Source organism: Bradyrhizobium sp. HKCCYLRH1030 (assembly GCF_051168395.1).
Taxonomy (GTDB): domain Bacteria; phylum Pseudomonadota; class Alphaproteobacteria; order Rhizobiales; family Xanthobacteraceae; genus Bradyrhizobium.
In genome coordinates this window covers 303,992-325,411 of the sequence record NZ_JBNPUY010000009.1, presented here as the reverse complement: position 1 = coordinate 325,411, position 21,420 = coordinate 303,992, and the positions used below count along the sequence as shown (strand labels likewise).

At 66.9% G+C, this 21,420-nt stretch carries 17 protein-coding genes; 15 read left to right on the top strand and 2 right to left on the bottom strand.

The window, feature by feature from the left end; all coding sequences use genetic code 11:
• Window positions 1-42 precede the first annotated feature (42 nt).
• From ACQR1E_RS25965 to ACQR1E_RS25915, 11 genes are all read left to right on the top strand, one after another.
• Window positions 43-1,032 (top strand): sugar-binding transcriptional regulator, encoded by a 990-nt coding sequence (locus tag ACQR1E_RS25965; protein WP_315718398.1) that lies wholly within the window; start codon window positions 43-45, stop codon window positions 1,030-1,032.
• A 38-nt stretch (window positions 1,033-1,070) separates the two neighbouring features.
• Window positions 1,071-2,510 (top strand): extracellular solute-binding protein, encoded by a 1,440-nt coding sequence (locus ACQR1E_RS25960; RefSeq protein ID WP_316165090.1) that lies wholly within the window; start codon window positions 1,071-1,073, stop codon window positions 2,508-2,510.
• A 105-nt stretch (window positions 2,511-2,615) separates the two neighbouring features.
• The gene (locus ACQR1E_RS25955) at window positions 2,616-3,542 is read left to right on the top strand and encodes a carbohydrate ABC transporter permease (protein WP_315753025.1); all 927 of its coding nucleotides are present in this window, start codon (window positions 2,616-2,618) and stop codon (window positions 3,540-3,542) included.
• A 12-nt stretch (window positions 3,543-3,554) separates the two neighbouring features.
• Entirely contained in the window at window positions 3,555-4,412 is an 858-nt protein-coding gene (locus ACQR1E_RS25950) for a carbohydrate ABC transporter permease (RefSeq protein WP_315718345.1), read from the top strand.
• A 6-nt stretch (window positions 4,413-4,418) separates the two neighbouring features.
• Window positions 4,419-5,522 carry an ABC transporter ATP-binding protein gene (locus ACQR1E_RS25945; RefSeq protein ID WP_434897731.1) on the top strand — a complete coding sequence of 368 codons (1,104 nt, stop codon included), beginning with the start codon at window positions 4,419-4,421 and terminating at the stop codon, window positions 5,520-5,522.
• A 15-nt stretch (window positions 5,523-5,537) separates the two neighbouring features.
• Entirely contained in the window at window positions 5,538-6,647 is a 1,110-nt protein-coding gene (locus tag ACQR1E_RS25940) for an ABC transporter ATP-binding protein (protein ID WP_434897741.1), read from the top strand.
• Window positions 6,648-6,649: 2 nt separating this feature from the next.
• Window positions 6,650-8,230: an FGGY-family carbohydrate kinase gene (locus ACQR1E_RS25935; RefSeq protein ID WP_316171459.1), complete on the top strand. Its 1,581-nt coding sequence runs from the start codon at window positions 6,650-6,652 to the stop codon at window positions 8,228-8,230.
• Window positions 8,223-9,263: a 2-hydroxyacid dehydrogenase gene (locus ACQR1E_RS25930; RefSeq protein WP_315718348.1), complete on the top strand. Its 1,041-nt coding sequence runs from the start codon at window positions 8,223-8,225 to the stop codon at window positions 9,261-9,263. Before ACQR1E_RS25935 ends, ACQR1E_RS25930 begins: the two co-directional genes overlap by 8 nt.
• 18 nt (window positions 9,264-9,281) lie before the next feature.
• Window positions 9,282-10,028, top strand: coding sequence for a class II aldolase/adducin family protein (locus tag ACQR1E_RS25925; RefSeq protein ID WP_315827284.1), 747 nt, complete (start codon window positions 9,282-9,284; stop codon window positions 10,026-10,028).
• Window positions 10,025-11,533 carry a glycerol-3-phosphate dehydrogenase gene (locus ACQR1E_RS25920; protein WP_315827283.1) on the top strand — a complete coding sequence of 503 codons (1,509 nt, stop codon included), beginning with the start codon at window positions 10,025-10,027 and terminating at the stop codon, window positions 11,531-11,533. The genes ACQR1E_RS25925 and ACQR1E_RS25920 overlap by 4 nt, the downstream gene beginning before the upstream one ends.
• 213 nt (window positions 11,534-11,746) lie before the next feature.
• Window positions 11,747-14,335: an ATP-binding protein gene (locus ACQR1E_RS25915; RefSeq protein WP_315753011.1), complete on the top strand. Its 2,589-nt coding sequence runs from the start codon at window positions 11,747-11,749 to the stop codon at window positions 14,333-14,335.
• Window positions 14,336-15,410: 1,075 nt separating this feature from the next.
• Here ACQR1E_RS25915 and ACQR1E_RS25910 read toward each other — a convergent pair.
• On the bottom strand, window positions 15,411-16,076 hold the full coding sequence (locus ACQR1E_RS25910) for a helix-turn-helix domain-containing protein (protein ID WP_434897730.1): 666 nt from the start codon (window positions 16,074-16,076) through the stop codon (window positions 15,411-15,413).
• 206 nt (window positions 16,077-16,282) lie between these two features.
• Here ACQR1E_RS25910 and ACQR1E_RS25905 point away from each other — a divergent pair, with 206 nt between their 5' ends.
• The 4 genes from ACQR1E_RS25905 to ACQR1E_RS25890 all read left to right on the top strand — a co-directional run bounded on the left by ACQR1E_RS25905 (window position 16,283) and on the right by ACQR1E_RS25890 (window position 20,031).
• Window positions 16,283-17,779, top strand: coding sequence for an amidase (locus ACQR1E_RS25905; RefSeq protein WP_316175128.1), 1,497 nt, complete (start codon window positions 16,283-16,285; stop codon window positions 17,777-17,779).
• Window positions 17,780-17,818: 39 nt separating this feature from the next.
• Complete coding sequence (locus ACQR1E_RS25900) at window positions 17,819-18,169, top strand: RidA family protein (RefSeq protein WP_315753009.1); 351 nt, start codon at window positions 17,819-17,821, stop codon at window positions 18,167-18,169.
• A gap of 15 nt (window positions 18,170-18,184) precedes the next feature.
• Window positions 18,185-19,423 carry an NAD(P)/FAD-dependent oxidoreductase gene (locus ACQR1E_RS25895; RefSeq protein WP_316175130.1) on the top strand — a complete coding sequence of 413 codons (1,239 nt, stop codon included), beginning with the start codon at window positions 18,185-18,187 and terminating at the stop codon, window positions 19,421-19,423.
• A gap of 233 nt (window positions 19,424-19,656) precedes the next feature.
• Window positions 19,657-20,031, top strand: a complete 375-nt coding sequence (locus ACQR1E_RS25890; protein WP_315718356.1) for a hypothetical protein — start codon at window positions 19,657-19,659, stop codon at window positions 20,029-20,031.
• A gap of 56 nt (window positions 20,032-20,087) precedes the next feature.
• On the opposite strand, the gene ACQR1E_RS25885 is transcribed toward ACQR1E_RS25890, so the two are convergent.
• A complete protein-coding gene (locus ACQR1E_RS25885; protein WP_315718357.1) occupies window positions 20,088-21,281 on the bottom strand; it encodes a polysaccharide deacetylase family protein in 1,194 nt (397 codons plus the stop codon).
• Window positions 21,282-21,420: the final 139 nt, after the last annotated feature.

Sequence of the window (21,420 nt, the reverse complement as noted above, 5' to 3'; positions counted from 1 at the left end):
AGCAGGCATTCAGGCGTGACGACAGCTTCCGACAGGACGCCCATGGTGGACGGCGAGGCCTCGCTCGCGACGCGCGCCGCCTGGCTGTATTTCGCGGCCGGGCTGACGCAGTCGGAGGTCGCCGACCGCCTCAACATCCAGAGCACCAAGGCGCATCGCCTGATCGCGCGGGCCAGCCGCGAGGGTATGATCCGTGTCTTCGTCGAGGGTCCCGTCGCCGAATGCGTCGCACTCGAGAACGCGCTGGCCGAACGCTACGGGCTCGACTTCTGCCGTGTTGCGCCGGATCTCGGCGAGGGCGATCTGCCACTGAAGGCCCTCGCGCTGGAGGGTGCGAGCTTCCTGCGCCAGGTGCTGGAGCGCGGCGACGACAAGATCATCGGCGTCGGCCACGGTCGCACGCTTGCGGCGGTGGTGGCGCAACTGCCGCAGACGCCGGCGCGCGACGTGCAGTTCGTGTCGCTGCTCGGCGGCCTGACGCGCAAATTCGCCGCCAACCCGTTCGATGTGATCCATCGCCTGGCCGAGCGCACCGGCGCCGAAGCCTATCTGCTGCCGGTGCCGGTGTTCGCCAACTCCGTCGCCGATCGCCGCGTGCTGATGCAGCAGTTCGGCATATCGGACGTGTTCGCGCTGGCGCAGCGGGCGTCGCTGCTGTTCGTCGGCATCGGCCAGATCCATGCCGACGGCTTCCTGGTGTCGAGCGGCATGATCAAGCCGGATGAGGTCGTCGAGCTGAAGCGCGCCGGCGCCTGCGCCGATCTGCTCGGGCATTTCTTCAACGCCCAGGGCGAGCTGCTCGATCTCGATCTTTCGGCGCGCGCCACCTCGATGGCCGCTGCCGATCTGAAGAAGCACCGCATCGTCGCCATCGGCGGCGGCGAGGCAAAGATCACGGCCCTGCGCGCGGTGCTGCGCAGCGGCTTCCTGAACGGTCTCATCATCGATGAGGTAACCGCTCAGGCATTGGCGACCGACAAGCCGGAGAAAACATCCGGCAACTCCAAGAACAAGAGTCGGAAGGGCAGGTAACGCGAACACGTCTCTACAAAAAACAAAGGGAGGGTTGAATGTACGATCGTGAGAAGAATCTCTTTGCGGCCTATGCCGGCAAGCGCATCAGCCGGCGTGATCTGCTCGACGGCGCTGCCAAGCTCGGCATCGCCGGTGTCGCCGCCAATGCCGCCTTTGCCTCGGCGATGTCGAGGGCGATGGCCGCTGACTTCAACTGGAAGGCCCATAGCGGCAAGACCGTCAAGCTGCTCTTGAACAAGCATCCTTACGTCGATGCGATGATCGGCGACATCGAGGCGTTCAAGAGCCTCACCGGCATGAACGTCACCTACGACATCTTCCCGGAGGACGTCTATTTCGACAAGGTGACGGCGGCGCTGTCGTCGAAGTCCGATCAGTACGACGCCTTCATGACCGGCGCCTACATGACCTGGACCTACGGTCCGGCCGGCTGGATCGAGGACCTCAACGCCTACATCAAGGATTCGGCCAAGACCAATCCGGCGTTCGCCTGGGACGATGTGCTGCCGGGCCTGCGCTCCTCCACCGCCTGGGACGGCGTCGCCGGCTCCGAGCTCGGCTCCGGCAAGGCCAAGCAATGGTGCATCCCGTGGGGCTACGAGCTCAACAACATCACCTATAACCGCAAGATCTTCGACAAGGTCGGCGTCAAGCCGCCCACCAATCTCGACGACATGCTGGAGGTCGCGGCCAAGATCACCAAGGACGCTGGCGGCCCCTATGGCGTCGGCGTGCGCGGTTCGCGCTCGTGGGCGACCATCCATCCGGGCTTCCTCTCGGCCTACGCCAATTTCGGCCAGAAGGATTTCGTGATGGAAGGCGGCAAGCTGAAGGCCGCGATGAACACCAAGGCCTCCAAGGACTTCCACGAGAAATGGGTCAGGATGATCCAGGGGTCGGGTCCGAAGAACTGGTCGACCTACACCTGGTATCAGGTCGGCACGGACCTCGGCGCCGGCGCCTCCGGCATGATCTTCGACGCCGACATTCTCGGCTACTTCATGAACGGCGGCGAGAACAAGGAGCGCGGCAATCTCGGCTATGCGCCGTTCGCGGCCAATCCGGCCGCGAAGGCGCCGACGCCGAACGTCTGGATCTGGTCGCTGGCGATGTCGAGCTTCTCCAAGCAGAAGGATGCGGCCTGGACCTTCATGCAGTGGGCGGCCTCCGTCGAGCACGGTCTGTTCGGTGCCCGCAAGATGGATTTCGTCAATCCGGTCCGCGCCTCCGTGTGGAAGGACGGCGAATTCCGCGACCGCATCGCCAAGTCCTATCCTGGCTATCTCGAGCAGCATGACCTCTCGGCGCCCGGTGCGAAGATCTACTTCACGGCGCAGCCGCTGTTCTTCGACCTCACGACGGAGTGGGCGGCCTCGCTGCAGAAGATGGTGGCCAAGGAGATCAGCGTCGATGAGGGCCTCGACAAGCTTGCCGAGAGCATCAACCGTCAGCTGAAGCAGGCCGGCCTCGGCTGAGGCCGCGCCCCATCTCCCATGACCGCCTGCCGGCCCGGACGCTCCCCACAGCGTCCGGGTCGGCCCGCCCCATCCCGCGCTGATGTGATCACGCCTGTCATGAGCATGGCCCAACTTGTCGAGACCAAGGCGACGCCGCGCCGCACGAAACGCTGGCGCGGCCGGCTGCTGCCGTATTTGCTGAGCCTGCCGGCGCTGCTGGTCTGCATCGCCATCCTGGTGCCGTTCGTGACCGCTGCGGTCTATTCATTGCAGCGCTACCGGCTCAATCTGCCGTATCTGCGCGGCTTCATCGGCATCGACAACTATATCGACTTCCTGTCCGATCCGGCGTTCTGGAACACGCTGCGCATCTCGCTGGTCTATACCGCGGTGACCGTCATCGCCGAGCTGCTGCTCGGCCTCGGCATCGCGCTGCTGCTGCGGCGGCCGACGCGCTTCCACAACGCCGTCTCGATCATGCTGCTGCTGCCGCTGATGACGGCGCCGGCGATCGCCGCGCTGATGTGGAAGCTGATGACCAATCCGAGCTTCGGCATCCTGTCCTATCTGGTCGGGCTGCTCGGCGTGCACGACTTCAAATGGGCGTCCGATCCGTCGACCGCGCTGTTCACCGTCGTCCTGGTCGACGTCTGGGTCTACACGCCCTTCATCATGATCCTGCTCCTGGCTGGCCTGCGCTCGCTGCCGCGGCAGCCGTTCGAAGCGGCGGCGCTCGATGGCGTGCCGGCGAGCTTCGTCTTCTTCCGCATCACCCTGCCGATGCTCGCGCCCTACATCATCACCGCCTCGCTGTTCCGGCTGCTCGATTCGATCCAGCAGTTCGACATCGTCTACGCGATGACGCAAGGCGGCCCCGGCGACCGGCTGATGGTGTTCCAGGTCCAGGCCTATCTCGAGTTCTTCCAGTACACCAATGTCGGACGCTCGGCGGCGCTGCTGATGATTCTGTGGCTGATCACCAACATCCTGTCCAACATCTTCATCAAGAACTGGCTGCGGCTGCGCGCACGCGCCCACGGTCACGCCTGAGGGAGAGACATCATGGATCACTCCAGTCTGGCAGGGCGCATCTTCCGCGGCATCGCGCTGGCGTTGGTGCTTCTGTTTTTCATGTTTCCGATCGTCTGGATCCTCCTGATGTCGTTCCAGACCAATGAGCAGATCCTGCGCATCCCGCCGCGCATCCTGTTCGAGCCGACGTTCGCCAATTATGAGGCGCTGATCTCGGGCCAGCTCAAGACCGCCGCCGGCAATCTGCAGCTCACCTTCATGCGCAATCTGATGAACAGCTTCGTGCTGTCAAGCGCGTCGGTGATCCTGGCGCTGCTGCTCGGCGTCCCCGCGGCCTATGCGTTCGCGCGCTTCAAGTTCCGGCTCGGCGAGACCATCGCCTTCACGCTGCTGTCGTTCCGCTTCGCGCCGCCGCTCCTGGTGCTGCTTCCGCTGTCGCTGTACTACCAGCAGCTTGGCCTCAACGACACCTATTTTGGCATCGTCTGGGTCTACCAGCTGATCGCGCTGCCGCTGATCCTGTGGATCGTGCGCGGCTATTTCGAGGACATCAGTCCCGACATCGAGCACGCCTACCGGCTCGCGGGGCATTCCTGGCGCGAGGCGTTCACCCGCATTGCCGTGCCGCTGGCCGGGCCCGGCATCGCCGCAGCGGGCCTGCTGTCCTTCATCTTCTGCTGGAACAACTTCGTCTTTGCGCTGATCCTGGCCTCGGCCGACAAGCAGCCGGTAACGGTCGGCGCATTGGCCTTCGTGACGGCGTCCGGTATCCAATACGGCCAGATCGCCGCCGCGATCGTGCTGTCGGTCACCCCGACATTGCTGCTCGCGCTCTATGCGCAGCGCTATCTGGTCGAAGGTCTCTCGCTCGGTGCAGTGAAGGGTTGAGGATACATGGCGCGTCTCGAACTCCAATCGGTCGACAAGAGCTTCGGCGCCGCAAGCTGCGCCAAGGGCGTGTCGCTGACGGTCGAGCCCGGCGAGATCGTCGCGGTGTTCGGCCCGTCCGGCAGCGGCAAGACCGTGCTGCTGCGGATGATTGCCGGCATGTTCGAGCCTGACGGCGGCGACATCCTGGTCGGCGGCCGCTCGATCGTCGACGCGCCGCCGGAGCAGCGCGGCATCGGCATGGCGTTCCAGAATTTTGCCCTGTTTCCGCACATGAGCGCGCGCGACAACATCGCCAGCGGGCTGCGCGCGACGGGCGCGGCCGACATTGCGGCGAAGGTTGCGGCAATGAGTCGGCTGTTGAAGATCGAGCACGTGCTCGGCCACAAGCCTCGTGAACTGTCCAACGGCCAGAAGCAGCGCACCGCGCTGGCGCGCGCGCTGATCGGCAATCCCGGGGTGCTGCTGCTCGACGATCCCTTGCGCAACGTCGATGCCAAGCTGCGCTATGAGATGCGGTTGGAGCTGCCGAGCCTGCTGCGCAGGAGCTCTGCGGCGGTGCTTTACGTGACGCAGGACTATCGTGAGGCGATGGCAATCGCCGATCGCATTGCCGTGCTGATCAATGGCCACCTGGTGCAGGTGGCCCGTCCGGAGGAGATCTATGCGCGGCCGGCGTCGGTCGCCGTGGCCCGGCTGTTCGGCGATCCCAGCATCAATCTTGCCGAGGTCACGCCGGTGGCGGAGCAGGGGCGGCTGACCGCATCTGTTGCCGGGACGCTGATCCGGCTGGATGCGGACGGCGTGCCGTCCAATATGCGTGAGCGTTGCTGGCTTGGCGTCCGGCCCGACGATGTCGTGGTGACGCGTGATGGCGGCGAGGGTGTGATCCCGGCGCGGATCGTCGCGGTCACGCCGATCCACGAGCGCGCCGTGGTGCTGCTGCGCTTCGCCGACGGATCGGAGTGGCTGGCGGCGCAGGCGCCCGAGGCGCTGGAGGCGCATGCCGACGAGGACGTGTTCGTGCGGTTCGCGCCGGAAGCGGCGCTGCTGTTCGACCACGCCACGGGCGAGCGCATCGGCCTGGCGCCGCGGCGGCAGGCGGCGTGAGGATCGGGGATGGGCATGCTCGAAATCCGCAACGTCGACAAGGTCTATCACAGCCGGGGCAAGCCGCCGGTTCATGCCGTGCGCGCGCTCGATATGGAGGTGAAGGCCGGCGAGATCGTCGCGCTGCTCGGCTCTTCCGGCTGCGGCAAGACCTCGACGCTGCGCATGATCGCCGGCTTCGAGAGCGTGAGTTCGGGGTCGATCGCGCTGGCGCAGCGGACGATCCATGATCTGGCGCCGGCGAAGCGCAAGGTGGCGATGGCGTTCGAAGGCTATTCGTTGTACCCGCCGCTCACGGTGCGTGAGAACATTGCGTTCGCGCTGAAGGCGCGGCAATTGTCGCGCGCCGAGATTGCGCAACGCGTTGTCAGCATTGCCCGCCTGGTGGAGATAGAGGACATTCTCGATCATCGTCCCCACGCGCTTTCCGGCGGACAGCAGCAGCGGGTGTCGCTGGCCCGAGCGCTGGTGCGTGATGCCGACCTCTATCTGCTCGACGAGCCGATGGGTCAACTGGAGCCGCAGCTGCGTGCCGTGCTGCGCGGCCGCATCAAGGGTCTGCTCGCCGAGCGCGGCATGACGGCGATCTTCGTCACCCATGACCAGACCGAGGCGAGCGCACTTGCCGATCGCATCGCCGTCATGGAAGACGGCGTGCTTCAGCAGTTCGCCAGCGAGCGGGAGCTGAAGAACCGCCCGGCCAATCTGTTCGTCGCGAGCTTCATTGGCGAGCCGCCGATGAACCTGATGGAGACTGTGGTGACGCAGGAGGAAGGCGGGTTCCGCTTGTCTGTGGGCTCCGATGTTGCCTTTCACATTCCCGGGCAGACGTTGGACGCGGCGGGACAGCGGACGCTGGTGCGGGCCGATCGGATCAAGGTCGGCATCCGGCCGCAGCGGATCGCGATCGGCAGCGGCGAGGCGCGGCTGCGCGTGGTCTCCAACCAGTGGCTCGGCGATCAGTCGCATATTGCGGGCGAGTGCGCCGGTCATCTGCTGGTTGGCGTGACATCCAGCAAGGTCGCGGCGCGACCGGGCGACGTCGTGCCCTGCGCGCTGGAGTCACGCCATCTCCATATCTTCGGCGCCGACGGCGTTTGCGTCCGCCACGCGGAGGCGCGCTGAACATGACCTCGGCTGCGATCCGCGACGTGATCATCGGCATCGACGCCGGGACCTCGGTGATCAAGGCGGTGGCGTTTGCGCGGGATGGACGCCAGCTCGGGGATTTCGCGATTCCCAACAGCTACGCGACGTTGCCGGGCGGCCGCGTCGAGCAGGACATGGCGCGGACCTGGACCGACACCGTCGCGGCCTTGCGCGGCCTGGGCGGCACGCTGCCGGATCTGTTCCGTCGCGTCGCCGCGATCGCCGTGACCGGGCAGGGCGACGGCACCTGGCTGATCGATGCGGACGGCCATCCCGTCGCGCCCGCGCTGCTGTGGCTCGACTCGCGCGCGGCAGGGTTCGTCGAAGCCTTCCGCGGCGGCGAGCGCAATGCCGCGCACTATCAGCGCACCGGATCGGGGCTCAACGCTTGCCAGCAGGGGGCGCAACTGGCCTGGCTGCAGGCGCATGACGCAGAGATGCTGGGACGCGCGGGTACGGCGTTCCACTGCAAGGACTGGCTCTACTTCAAGCTGACCGGCGAGCGGGCCACGGACCCGTCCGAGGCGACGTTCTCCTGCGGCGACTTTCGTAAGCGCGGCTTCGACGGCGAGGCCGCGCGTCTCATCGGCATCGCTGGTTCCGCGCGCCTGTTTCCAGATGTCGTCGATGGTGTCACGACGACGCATGGCTTGACCGCGGCGGCCGCGGCGGAGACGGGCTTGCCCGAGGGCGTGCCGGTGTCGCTCGGCTATGTCGACGTGATCTGCAATGCGCTCGGTGGTGGGCTATATGATCCCACACCCGACGTCGGCTGCACCATCATCGGCTCGACCGGCATGCACATGCGGCTGGCGAACAGCGCCGACGCGGTCAAGCTGAATGCCGAGGCGACCGGCTATACGATGCCGTTCCCGGTGCCGGACCACTATGCCCAGATGCAGTCGACCATGGCTGCGACCTTGAACATCGACTGGTTGCTCGATGTCGCGCGAGGCGTGCTCGCCATGGAAGGCATCGCCCGGTCGCGCAATGATCTGATCCGGCGGCTGGACGAGCGCGTGCTCGCGGCGAAGGCGGGCGAGCTGCTTTATCACCCCTTCATCTCCGATGCTGGCGAGCGCGGACCATTCGTGTCCCACGAGGCGTCTGCGCAACTGGTCGGCCTGCGCACCCGTCACGGCTACTGGGATCTGATGCGCGCCGTGATGGAGGGACTGGCCTTCGCCGCACGCGACTGCTACGCGGCGATGGGACCGCTGCCGACGGAAATTCGCCTGACCGGAGGCGCGGCACGCAGCCGCGCGCTCGGCGCGATTCTTGGCGCGGCACTCGGCAGCACGATTCGAGTCTGCCGTCGCGAGGAAGCCGGCGCGTCGGGCGCGGCGATGATCGCCACGGTCGCGACCGGACTCTACCCGGACATGATGATCTGCGCGGAGGAATGGGTGAGACCGTATCTGGATGAGCCGCAGGCGCCGGATGCGGCGCTGGCGGAGCGCTATGCGCAGCTGTTCCCGGCCTATGTCGAGGCTCGCCTCGCGGCTCGGCCGGTGTGGAAGCAGCTTGCGGCCCAGCGTGCAGGAGCCAATCATGTCTAGCTCCATCGCCATCATCGGCGACCGCTTCATGCTGCCCTCGGTGTTCGCCGAACGCATCACCGCCATCTGCGGCGACGGCGTCGACATCCGCATGCTCGAACAGCCCTGGCCGGACGAGCCGATGGAGCACGGCTATGCCGGCTCCAAGCTCGATGGTCTCAAGGAGTTCATGGGCGATCCGGATGAGCTCGCCGAATTCATCGGCGAAGCGCCGCTGCTGGTGACGCATCTCGCGCCGATCTCGCGCGCGATGCTGCAGCGGCTGCCAAGGCTCAAGTTCATCGCGGTGTCGCGCGGCGGTCCGGTCAATGTCGACATGCAGGCGGCGCGCGATCATGGCGTGCTGGTCGTCAACACGCCCGGACGAAATGCCAGCGCGGTGGCGGAGTTCACCATCGGCGCGATGCTCGCGGAGACCCGTCTGATCAGGAGCGGTCACGAGTCGATGCGGGGCGGGGAGTGGCGCGGCGATCTTTATCGCGCCGACCGGACCGGACGCGAGCTCGGGGAGATGACCGTCGGCATCGTCGGCTATGGCGCGATCGGCACGCGCGTCGTGAAGCTGCTCAAGGCGTTCGGCTGCAGGATCCTTGTGACCGACCCTTACGTCCAGCTCAGCGCACAGGACCGCAACGACGGTGTCGAGCACGTCGCGCTTGCCGATCTTCTGGCGCGCGCCGACGTCATCAGCCTGCATGCCCGCGTGACGCCGGAGACCACCGGCTTCATCGATCGCGAGGCGCTGGCGAAGATCAAGCCGGGGGCGATCCTGATCAACACCGCGCGCGGTCCGCTGGTCGACTACAAGGCGCTGTTCGAGGTGCTCAGCTCGGGACGGTTGGCCGGCGCGATGCTCGACACCTTTGCGGTCGAGCCGGTGCCGCCGGACTGGCCGCTGTTGCAGCTCCCGAATGTCACGCTGACGCCGCACATCGCCGGCGCATCCGTGCGCACCGTCACCTTTGCCGCCGACCAGGCGGCCGAAGAGGTTCGCCGCTATCTGGCCGGCGAGCCGCCGCTCAATCCCTGCTGACGACGAAAGGTTTTCGACATGAATCGCGAGGAACGGCTGATCCGCGAGAACATCATCGCCAAATGCCGATGGATGAATGCGTCGGGGCTGAACCAGGGCACTTCGGGCAACATTTCCGCCCGCTACAAGGACCGCATGCTGATCACGCCCTCGGCGACGCCCTATGACTCGATGAAGCCGGAGATGATCGCCTCGATGCCGCTCGAGGGTGAATACGGTTCCTGGGAGGGGCCGTTGAAGCCCTCGACGGAATGGCGCTTTCATCTCGACATCATGCGCGGCCGTCCGGATGTCGGCGGCGTCGTTCACACGCATTCCACCTATGCCACCGTGCTCGCCATCGCGCGCAAGCCGATCCCGGCCTGCCACTACATGATGGCGGCGTTCGGCGGCACCGACATCCGCTGCGCCGGCTATGCGCGGTTCGGCACGGCCGAATTGTCCGAGCTTGCGCTGGAGGCGCTGGAAGGCCGCAACGGCTGCCTGCTGGCCAATCACGGCATGATCGCGGTCGGCGCCAACCTCGACAAGGCGATGTGGCTTGCGGTCGAGCTCGAGACCATCGCGAAGCAGTACTACCTGTCGCTCGCCCTCGGCCAGCCGCACATTCTGGGTGACGCCGAGATCGCCGAGACGGCGCAGGGCTTTTCGACCTATGGCCTGCAGGAGCCGAAGGCGAAAGCGGCAAAGCCGGCCAAGGCTGCGACGAAGGCGCGTGCCGCTGCGCGCAGCAAGCCAGAGAAGAAGCGCAGCAGCAAGCGATGAATGCGACGGTCTCACGCAGCGGAACCGATCACGGTCTGTTGGACCTCGCCGTGATCGGCGGCGGCATCAATGGCGCTGGTATCGCCCGAGATGCCGCCGGCCGCGGCCTGAAGGTGCTGCTGTGCGAGAAGGACGATTTTGCGCAAGGCACCTCGTCGCGATCGGGCAAGCTGATCCATGGCGGCTTGCGCTATCTGGAGTACTACGAATTCCGCCTGGTGCGCGAAGCGCTGATCGAGCGCGAGGTGCTGTTGGCCTCGGCGCCTCACATCATCTGGCCGATGCGCTTCGTGCTGCCGCACTCGCCGGAGCAGCGTCCCGCCTGGCTGGTGCGCACAGGGCTGTTCCTCTACGACCATCTCGGCGGCCGCAAGCAGCTGCCGGCGAGCCGCAACGTCGATCTCGCGCACGAGCCGGAGGGCGCGCCGCTGCGCCCCGAGTTCCGGCGCGGCTTCGAATATTCCGACTGCTGGGTCGACGATGCCCGGCTGGTGATCCTCAATCTCGTCGATGCCGCGCAAAAGGGAGCCATCATCCTGCCGCGCACCCGCGCCGTGAGCGCACGGCGTGAGGGTGATGCCTGGCGTCTGGAGATGCGCTCCGAAGACGGCGAGGTTCAGATCGTCCGAACGAAGGCGCTGGTGAATGCCGCAGGTCCCTGGGTGCAGGACGTGGTTCAGGGTGTCGCCGGGCTCAACTCCGCGCACAATGTGCGGCTTGTCAAAGGCAGCCATCTCGTGGTGCCAAAATTCTGGAGCGGATCGCAGGCCTATCTGCTGCAGAACACCGACCGCCGCGTGATCTTCGTCAATCCTTATGAGACCGACCTGGCGCTGATCGGGACCACCGACATCGTGCATGACGGCCGCGCAGACGACGTCGCTGTCGATGGTGCCGAGATCGACTATCTGCTCGCCGTGCTCAAGCGCTATTTCCGGGCCGCGCCGGGCAAGGGGGATATCATTCACGCCTTCTCCGGGGTGCGGCCGCTCTACGATGACAACGCCGACAATCCGTCGGCGGTGACGCGCGACTACGTGTTCGAGATGCATGGTGCGCCCGGACAACCGCCGTTGCTGTCGATCTTCGGCGGCAAGATCACGACGTTTCGCCGGCTCGCCGAGCAGGCAATGGAACGTCTCGCGCCGTGGTTTCCGCAGATGGCGCCGGCATGGACGGCGGGCGCGCGTCTTCCGGGCGGCGATTTCGGCGTGCCGTTCGATCAGTTCCTCGCCGATCTCGCAGGCGCCTATCCGGGATTGCCGCGCGATGTAGTGGCGCACTATGCGCGGCTCTACGGCACCCGTGCGCGCGATCTGCTCGGAGCGTCCCGCAACGTCGGCGATCTCGGCCGCCATTTCGGTGCCTCGTTCTATGAGCGCGAGCTCGTTTTCCTGCGCGAGCAGGAGTGGGCCGTCACGGCCGCCGACGTCCTGGACCGGCGCACCAAGCATGGCCTGCATCTGAGCCGCGCCGAGCGCGAGGCGTTCGAGCACCAGCTTTGATCGCGCCTTGACGCGTCGAGCCCCTCCGCGACCGCCGCAGCGCTTGGCGGGCGCCGATGACACGCCCCGGCAAACCGTGCTATCGAGCGCCCGCGATATGGATCGCGACGCGCCAGGAGACGCGGAATTCGGCACAATCCGGACCTTCGCCGATGCCCCCTGCGCCGATCGATTCACAATCAAACCGCCCGACGACCTCCTGAATTCGACGCCATGCCGGACCAGATCAAAGCGAGAGCCGACCATCGGCGCGGTCCGCGGCAGGAAGGCATCGTCGACGCCTGGACGAGGTTCGCGTCCGGCTCCTGGATGGACCGGCGCTGGACTCCGTGGATCATCGTGCTGAGTGGCCTCGTGCTGGCGCTGCTGTGTGATGCCTTCGTGGCCCACATGCTTTCCGTCAACTATCGGGAGACCTATCGGACCACCGAGGCGGCCAACGGAGATCTCGCCCGCGCGCTCGAAGAATACATGTTGCGCAACATCCAGGGCGTCGACGTGCTCTTGAACACGACGATCGACAGTCTCAAGCAGGACCCATCGCTGCTCACTGCCGGCAACCCGGCCCTGATCGGAGAGTTGAAGCGCAGGGTGGTGCCGTACCCCGCCGCGGGCGGCATCGTCGTGCTGGATGCGGACGGCAATCTGCTCGGCGACAGCGCCGGCAACGGAGTTCCCGGCCGCGAGAACAATTTCGCCGATCGGGCCTATTACAAGGTCCAGCGCGATGACCCCGGCCGCGGTCTCTTCATCGACGTGCCGGTGGCCTCGCGCGTGAACAGGGGTCGGTTCATCGCGGTCAGCCGCGCCTTGATGATGCCGGACGGACGATTTGCCGGCGTGATCGTCGTGGCGGTGGACTACGAGAATCTGCGGCAGTTCTTCCTGTCGCTGAACGTGGGGCAGCGCGGAACGGTGACGCTCTATCGCGACGACGGCACGATCCTGCTGCGCTCGCCGCATGCCGACGATTTCGCCGGCCGCAACGTCGGGTCCAATCGCCTGTTCAGCCTCTATCTCCCGCAGGCGCCTCACGGCAGCTTCGAGGGCAGCGGCATGACGGACGGGACGTCGCGGAGCATCAGCTATCGGCGCGTCGCCGGCCTGCCGCTGGTGGTGACCGTGGCGCGCGACCCGGTCGAGTATCTGGCCGGCTGGAAGAACAATGCGCTGTACTACAGCGCCATCGCCGCCGGTCTCAATCTGCTGATCGCCGGATTCGGCCTCGTCCTGGCGCGGCAATGGCGGCTGCGCGCGGCCTCCGAGCAGGCGCTGCGCGACAGTTTCGAGCAGCATCTGCTGGTCACGGAGAACGTGCCCGCGCTGATCGTCCAGGTCGGCGCCGATGGTGACATCCGCTATGCCAACCGCGTCGCGCGCGAATGGTATGCGCAGCCGTCCAGCGGGGTCGGTCGCAGCCGGCGGATCGACGACTACATCGACCCCGCGCGGCGAGACGAGGTGAGGCCGAAGATCGAGGCCGCGCTGGCCGGCCGAACCGCGGGCGGTGAGGAGAAGATCGCGTTTCCCGACGGCCGTGAACGCTGGTGCGAGACCATTCGCGTGCCGGATCGCAGCCAGGATGGCACGGTGCGCGGCTATTTCGTGCTGTCGGTCGACATCACCGAGCGCAAGCGCATCGAGGACGAACTGCGTCAGGCGCAGAAGATGGAGGCCATCGGCCAGTTGGCGGGAGGCATCGCGCACGACTCCAACAACATGCTGGCGGCGACGCTCGGCAATCTCGATCTGCTGCTCGACGCGCTCACGCCCGGCGAAAGCTCCCGCCGCAGCATGGTCGAGCGGGCGATCGAGGCGGCGGAGCGGGTCGCCGATCTCAACCGCCGGCTGCTCGCCTTCGCCCGCAAGCAGGCGCTGCAGCCGCAGGTCACCGACGTGAACCAGCTCGTCAACGGCATGACGACCATCCTGCAGCGGACGCTCGGCGAGAACATCGAGATCGAATTGGCGCAGGACCCGATGCTGTGGCACTGCCTGATCGATCCGACGCAATTGCAGAACGCGCTGCTCAATTTGGCGCTCAATGCGCGGGACGCGATGGACGGCGGCGGGCGCCTGACGATCGCGACGACGAATGCCGTGCTCGACCAGCCGCTCGACGACGGCGACGAGCGCATCATGCCCGGGGACTACGTGACGATCGCGGTGTCGGACCTGGGGGCCGGCATGCCGCCCGAGATCGCGCGCCGCGCCTTCGAGCCGTTTTTCACCACCAAGGAATTCGGCAAGGGCAGCGGCCTCGGCCTCAGCATGGTCTATGGCTTTGCGCGGCAATCGGGCGGCACGGTGCTGATCGACAGCCGGGTGGCGGAAGGCACCTGCGTCACGCTGTATCTGCCGAGCGCGGGGCCGGGCGCCACGGGCCGCGCGCGCGCCGGTGCGGCGCGGCTGGCGCGGCCGCAGACCGGCGAGCGGATCCTGGTGGTCGAGGACAATCCGCTGGTCGGCGCGATGGCATCGACCATGCTGACGTCGATGGGCTACAGCCCGGTCGTCGTCACCCATGCGGCAGCCGCGATCGCCGCGCTGGAGCGGTCGGACCCGTTCGCGCTGCTGCTGACCGACATTCTGCTGCCGGATGCCATGACCGGCATCGACCTGGCGCGCGAGGTGCGCCGCCGATGGCCTGAGCTGCCGATCGTCTTCATGTCCGGCTTCGCCGACCCCTCGCTGGTGCCGGAAGATTTCCGCGCGACGAGCAGGCTGCTCGCCAAGCCGTTCCGGCTCGGCCAATTGTCGGAGGCGATCGTCTCGGCCCTGGCCGGCAGGAAGGCGACGTGAGCCCTCAGCGATCATGCGGTGAGCGATCCCGTGTTCGCCCCGATCGACAGCGCCGTCCGGGCAAGTCCTTTCCGCCTCGCGGCGCGCAGGGCGCCCGAGCTGTGCCGGTCGTTTCGCCCTCTCGACGACGAGGGCGCGGGGAATGCCGGGTGCTGGCCGCACCCATGGCCCGCCTGCGAACAAGAATGCAGGCGGCAGGAACCACAGGTTCAGCCGAGACATCCCGGCATTCCCCGCGCGATGGTTTTCCGGCTTATACGTCCTCTCCCCGGGGACCGGCTGTCTTGCCCCCGTCACCCGCGCAACGCGAACGCGTTGTCGCGAGCTTGGCCTCAGCATCGGGAGGCCAGGACCCTACGATTTCGCCGGCGCAACGGCTTCGTTCGTCCGCATGACCTTCGTCATGCTGCGAACCGCCGCGCCCACCGCATCCCACCCCGCGTGCCGTGACGATCGCGATACGCCCCTCGTGCCGAGGCGGGACGGCTGCACTCAATCATGATTTCTGAAAATGAGAAAGCGGAATATTTTCGCCGGACGGACTGGACAGGGGTGATGTGCTTGAGGCGTCTCGTGAAATGAGAATCTCCGCGCATCGACCTTGGCCCATGATTGGGGGCCCAGGGCGTGGGGAGGCAAGGGCCGAGTCGCCCGTCGGGTCGGGACTTGGGCTTGAGACAGTCGTCCATCGGATGATTGCAGCGCTTCGGAGGTCGAGTCCGTCGGTATATCGAGAGACGAGACGGGCGCGTTCTACGTGCGGGTCGATGTCGAGCCGGGCGCTGACAAGGCGCGCATCAGTCGCTTGTGGAAAGAGATCGGCGCACCGGTTGTGGTGCGAACGGTTTCTGGCAGGCTCGTGAGCCACTCGCGATCGTTTGGACCCAATGACAGGTCCCGCGAACGAGCCGGTGCCGACAGGCTTAGTAGCTGTGGTCTTTCGCACCTCCGCTGCTCGGTGGGAGTGGAGAAGCATCAGCCGTCTGTCGTGAGCTTGCGGAAGTCGCTCTGCTGCTGAGGGCACTTTCAGTTGTGGGCCCCAGCGAGTGCGCTGGGTTACGCCGGAGGCTTCACCTCACTCCACCGCATCCTTCTTCGCAATCCGGTGCAGCTGCTCGAACAGATCGGCCTGCTCACTCGTACAGAGACACACACCCTGCGCGGAGTCGGCATCGCCGGCGTTGAGGTAGGCGTGGCCCATGGTGCTGTCGAGATACATGCCGTCGCCCTCGTGCAGGATCTCCGGGGCGTAGAATTCGGTGTGCACGGCGATGGTGCCGCGGGTGACGAGGAAATACTCCTCGCCGCTGTGGCGGAGCAGGGGGCCGAACTCCTCGAGCGTGCGGGCGCGCACCTCGGCGATCATCGGCACCATGCGCTTGCCGATCAGGTCGGTGCATTGATAGGTGTAGGTGTAGAACCTGGTGTTGACGATCTGGCCCTGGCCGGCGCGGCTGACGCTGCGGCGGGCGGTCACCGGGCGACCCGCCTCGGGACGCGGCGAAGCCGGGCTGAACAGTTCGGCAATGTCCATCTGCAGGCCCGAGGTGAGCTGCAGCAGCTTGTCATAGGTCAGCGACATCAGGCCGTTCTCGACCTTGGACAAGGTCGACAGCGCCATGCCGGTCTTTTCGGCGACCTGCTTCAGGGTCAGGCCGCGCGCCTGCCGGGCCGCCTTCAGGCACTGGCCGAGCTGGGAGTGGGGGCCTTCGGTCGGCGCGCTGATGGCGGTGTCTGTCAAAGCGATCTCCGGAAAATCCGTTAGCGGATCAGGCGTGTCGAGAGCCGAGCAGCCCGGACAATCTCGGCCCATAGAGCAGGAAATTCAATCGGGTGCTCCAATGTCCGAAGGTCATGCGTGGACAGCGGTGGAACAATGCGTTTTCGGGTCGTGCATTCGATTTCCTATATGCTAAATAGTTTTCCGAAACGGAAAAGAGAAGCCCCGTGGAATCGATTTGCGACAAGACGGCCGTCGAGCTGGTCAAGCTGCTGAAAACAAAGGCAATATCGCCGGTCGCGCTGCTCGACTCGTGCCTGGAGCGGATTGCGGCGGTGAACCCGGCCGTCAACGCGGTGGTGACCCTGGACGAGCCGGCCGCCCGCGCGGCGGCCGAGGTCGCCGAGGCCGAGATCGTGAGGGGCGAGGACCGGGGGGCGCTGCACGGCCTGCCGGTGCTGATCAAGGATACCCAGGACACCGCCGGGATGCGCTCCACCTATGGCAGCCCGATCCTGGCCGACAACGTGCCGGCCGTCGACCAGGCCTCGGTGGGCCGGCTGCGCGCCGCCGGCGCAATCATCTTCGGCAAGACCAACACGCCGGAATGGGCGGCGGGCGGCAACACCCGCAATCCCGTGTTCGGCGCCACCGGCAACCCGTTCGATCCCGCGCGCTCGGCCGCCGGCTCCTCCGGCGGCTCGGCGGTCGCGCTCGCCTGTGGCATGGCCCCGCTCGCCTCGGGGTCAGACACCGGCGGCAGCTTGCGCAATCCGGCCGGCTTCTCCGGCATCGTCGGCATGCGCCCCTCCTACGGCCTCGTCGCCAGCGAGAAGCGCGCCCATGGCTGGTCGTGCCTGTCGACCGACGGGCCGATGGCGCGCGATGTCGCCGACACCGCGCTGATGCTGTCGGTGATGGCGAGCGACGATGCGCGCGATCCGCTCGCCTACACCCTGCCGGGCGAGGCCGTGCGCGGCGCGCCTGCGCGCTGGGCCGTGCCGCCGGCGGTCGAACTCAACAAGCTCAGGCTCGCCTTCACCGAGGATTTCGGCTTTGCGCCGACCGAACAACTGATCCGCCGCGCCTTCCGCGCGCGGGTGTCGCGCATCGCGCCGCTGTTTGCCGACGCGCAGGAGGGCGCGCCGGATTGCAGCGGCGCCGACGAGACCTTTGCGGTGCTGCGCGCCTCGCTGTTCCTCACCCAGCACGGCAAGAATTTTCGCGAGCGGCCCGACATGCTCGGGCCGAACGTGCGCGCCAATGTCGAGGAGGGGCTCGGCTACAGCCTCGAGGATTTTTCGCGTGCGAGCGCCAACCAGACCCGCATCTATCGCGCCTATCAGGGCTTCTTCGCACGCCACGACGTGCTGATCAGCCCGACCATCACCTTGAGCCCGCGGCCGTGGGCGGAGCTGTATCCGGCGGAGATCGACGGCGTGCCGACGCGGTCGTACTTCCACTGGTTGGCGCTCGCCTACGCGGTGACCCTCGCCGGACATCCCGCGCTGAGCCTGCCGCTCGGCCTCGACGACAACGGCCTGCCGTTCGGCCTGCAGATCGTCGGTCCCCGCGGCGGCGACGCGCTGGTGCTCGGCGTTGCCGCGGCGCTGGAGGCCGCGTTCGCCGACGATGCCGAGCTGCGCCGTCCCCGGCCCGATCTCGAAAGGCTCGCGTCGCTGCCGCCGCTGGCGCAGACGCCCGGCTTCTTGGCGTGGGATTGAGGCGGCACTCATGATCACTACATCTTGGAGCGACTAACGATGTCCGACGCCCCCTCATGGCCGTTCTCGCTGGTGCGCCGCGCCGGCGGCCTGGTGTTCCTGTCCGGCGAGATTCCGGTCGCCGATGACGGCAGCATCCCCGAGGGCATCGCGGCGCAGACCGACCTCGTCTTCAAGCACATCGCGGAAACGCTGGCCGGCGAGGGGCTGACGCTCGACGATATCGTGTCCTGCATGGTGCACCTCGCCGACAAGGCGGATTTCGCCGCCTACAACGAGGCCTATCGCAGGCACTTCAAGGACCCGATGCCGGTCCGCACCACGGTGCAGGCGCAGATGATCGCGGATGTGAAGATCGAGGTCACCGTCGTCGCGGCGGCGCGGACCTAAGCAGGAGTGATGACGATGCAAAGCGCGATCGTTCTCGGTGGCGGCATGGTCGGCGTCGGCACGGCGCTGCACCTGCAGAGCCGTGGCTGGTCAGTGGCGCTGGTCGACCGCAGGGAGCCGGGCCGCGAGACCAGCTACGGCAATGCCGGCATCATCCAGAGCGAGGCCGTCAGGCCCTACGCGATGCCCTATGATATCGCCGGCGTGCTCGACATCGCGCTCGCGCGCACCAACGACGTGCACTACAGCCTCGCGGCGCTGCCCTATCATGTGCGACCGCTGCTGCAATACTGGTGGAATTCGTTCCCCGCGCGCCACGAGGTGCTGACGCGCACCTATGCGCAACTGATCGCGCGCGCCGCGCCCGAGCACGAGCCCCTGATCCTCGCGGCCGGGGCCGGCAACCTCGTGCGCCGCGACGGCTTTCGCGTGCTGCACCGGACGCAGGCGCAGTTCGACAAGGAGGCGAGGGAGGCCGAAGCGGTCGGCAAGGCGTTCGGCGTCAAGTTCAAGCTGCTCAGCGCCCAGCAGCTCAAGCAGGCCGAGCCCGGGCTGATCGACAGCGGCATCGGCGGCCTGCACTGGCAGGAGCCGTGGACCGTGTCGGATCCCGGTAGCCTGGTCGCCTCCTATGCCGAGCTGTTCACGCGCCGCGGCGGCAAGCTGCTGCGCGGCGACGCGACCACGCTGGCGCAGGCGGGCAGCGGCTGGGCCGTCACCACCGCGGAGGGACGCATCGAGGCCGAGGCCGTGGTGGTCGCGCTCGGGCCATGGTCGCCGGAGTTCCTGACGCGGTTCGGCTACGACATCCCGATGGTGCGCAAGCGCGGCTATCACCGTCACTACACCGGCGGCGCGCCGCTCGATTTGCCGCTGCGCGATGCGGCGCGCGGCTATCTGATGAACCCGATGGCGCTCGGCGTACGCATCACGACCGGTGCCGAGCTGTCATCGCCGAATGCGAAATCGACCCCGGTTCAGCTCGGCAAGGCCGAGGCTGCCGCGCGCCAGCTCATCGATCTCGGCAAGCCGGTCGAGCCCGAGCCGTGGATCGGCACGCGGCCGTGCATGCCCGACATGCTGCCGGTCGTCGGCCAGGCGGCGCGTCACAAGGGCCTGTGGCTGCATTTCGGCCACGGCCACCAGGGCTTCACGCTGGGGCCCGCGACGGGCCGCATCCTCGCCGAGCTGATGAGCGGCGAAGCGCCGAGCGTCGACGTCGCCGCCTGCGCACCGGCGCGATTCGGCGCATAGCTGCGAGCGCCGTTGCAGTCCTGCAATTGCAGGCTGCAGCGGTGCCCGCCGGGCAGTCCCTTGTTTACCAAGCGTGGCTGTTCTGCGCCGTTCTGGCGCTGCAAAATTTCCACTTCACGAATTCGCAAGCCCGCTCTCCTAGGGTGACGCCGGTTGGACCAGGACGCGGGGGCGAAACGCGTTTCGTGAGTTCTGTCGTCGGCCAGTGATCCGAACATCATGTGGGGGAGCAGATGAACTTCACGGGCCTCATGTACCGCTTCATCTCGAATTTCGTATTTCTCGCGGCCGTCTATCTCAGCCTGAACTACGTCGAGAAGTACCAGAACCGCGCCGTCCTGGCGCTGGTGGTGCTGATCTATGCCGGCATGCGCGCCGTCACGGTGGTGCGCACCTTCCACTTCTTCGGACGGATCGAGAAGATGGAGTCGGACGTTCGCCGTCTGGCCGGCATGCTGGGCGACGGGCCGGTGGGGCAGGTGGTCTCTAGGCAGGTGGTGTCCGACGTCGGATCGCTGCGCAAGGACGGCGAGAAGAAGTCCTACATGGACCTGTTCTTCCTGGCGGCCACCGTCATCCTCTGCGTCAGCAAGCTGGTCTCGAGCTGATCGCGCGCGGCGCAGGCGAATTGTCCCGCGTCCTCACCTGCAACATCTGCGAATGTTCAGCGCCGCCTGAGGCTGGCGAGGCGCACCGGGCGCGGCGCCGGCTTGGCGGCCACAGCCTTCGGGGCCGGGCTCTCGAGCCGGGCCAGCTGGCGCCGCTGCGCCGACAGCGGCGCGACAGGCGGCCATGCGAACAGATCGGACGCCGGCGCTGCCAAGGCCGGCGCCGCAAGCCGCGGCGCGAGCGGCGGACGCGGCCATGCCGGCTTCTGCACGACACGCGCGACGGCCGCCGGCACGTTGAGAATCCCGAAATCGTCCAGCCTGGCGCGGGCCCCCGTATCGGCGCCAGCGAGATCGACGGGCGCGATCTTGGGCCAATGCGCCACCGGGGTCTCGTCCGACGGGCGGTGCACCAGCCAGTCCTCAGGCTCGGTCGGCGTCGCCGGCCGGTCCGGTGTCGCCGCCACGACGTGGACGATGCGGTAGTTCTTGGCCTTGAGCTCGGCGAGGATCTTCGGCAGCGCCGTAGCGGTGCGCGCATGGATGTCGTGCAGCAGCAGGATGCCCTTGCCGCGCGCCTCCAGCCGCTTCATCGCGAGCTCATAGACCTTGGCGCCGGAGATGTTGCGCCAGTCGTCGGCGAGGAAATCGGCGCTCCAGACCTGCAGGCCGAGCGAGGCGGCGTAGCTCTCCACGGCGTCGCCGCGCAGCAGGCCGGGCACGCGGAAGAATGGCGACAGCGCCGACGGATCGGTGAGCGCCGCGGTCGTCCAGGCGATTCCCTGGTCGACCTCGGGCTTGACCTGGTCGAGCGTCATCTTGTTGAAGCTCAGCGGATGGTTCTGGCTGTGGGTGCCGATGGTGTGGCCGGCGGCCGCAAGCTTCCTCACGCCCTCGGGATCGGCCTTGGCCTGGCGGCCGATGGTGAAGAACGTCGCCTTGACGCATTGATCGGCGAGGATCTGCAGCACCTGATTGCTGTATTTCGGCAGCGGGCCGTCGTCGAAGGTGATGACGACCTCGTGATCTTTCAGCGGCAGCGTCTCCTTGTACTGCATCGCGCCGATGCGCGGATGCTCGCGCGGATCGACCACCAGGACGCGCGACGTGCCGAGCGCGTTCGGATGCCCGGGGCAATCGGCTGCCGATGCCGCCGATGATCCGACACTGGAGGCAAAGCAGGCGACGGTGCCCAACAGCACCGCGAGCCATGTTGGCCGTCCGACGCAAGCCCACCGACGATCACGCATCACGCTGCTCACATTCCCTTCACCGTCCCGACGCCTTCGGCCAGGGTCTTCGACGCTCGATGATGTGTCGCAGCCGCGCGGAAGGGGCAAGCGACCACCAAGACATAGCAGGGATGTTCGGCTGTCGCGAGATGACATC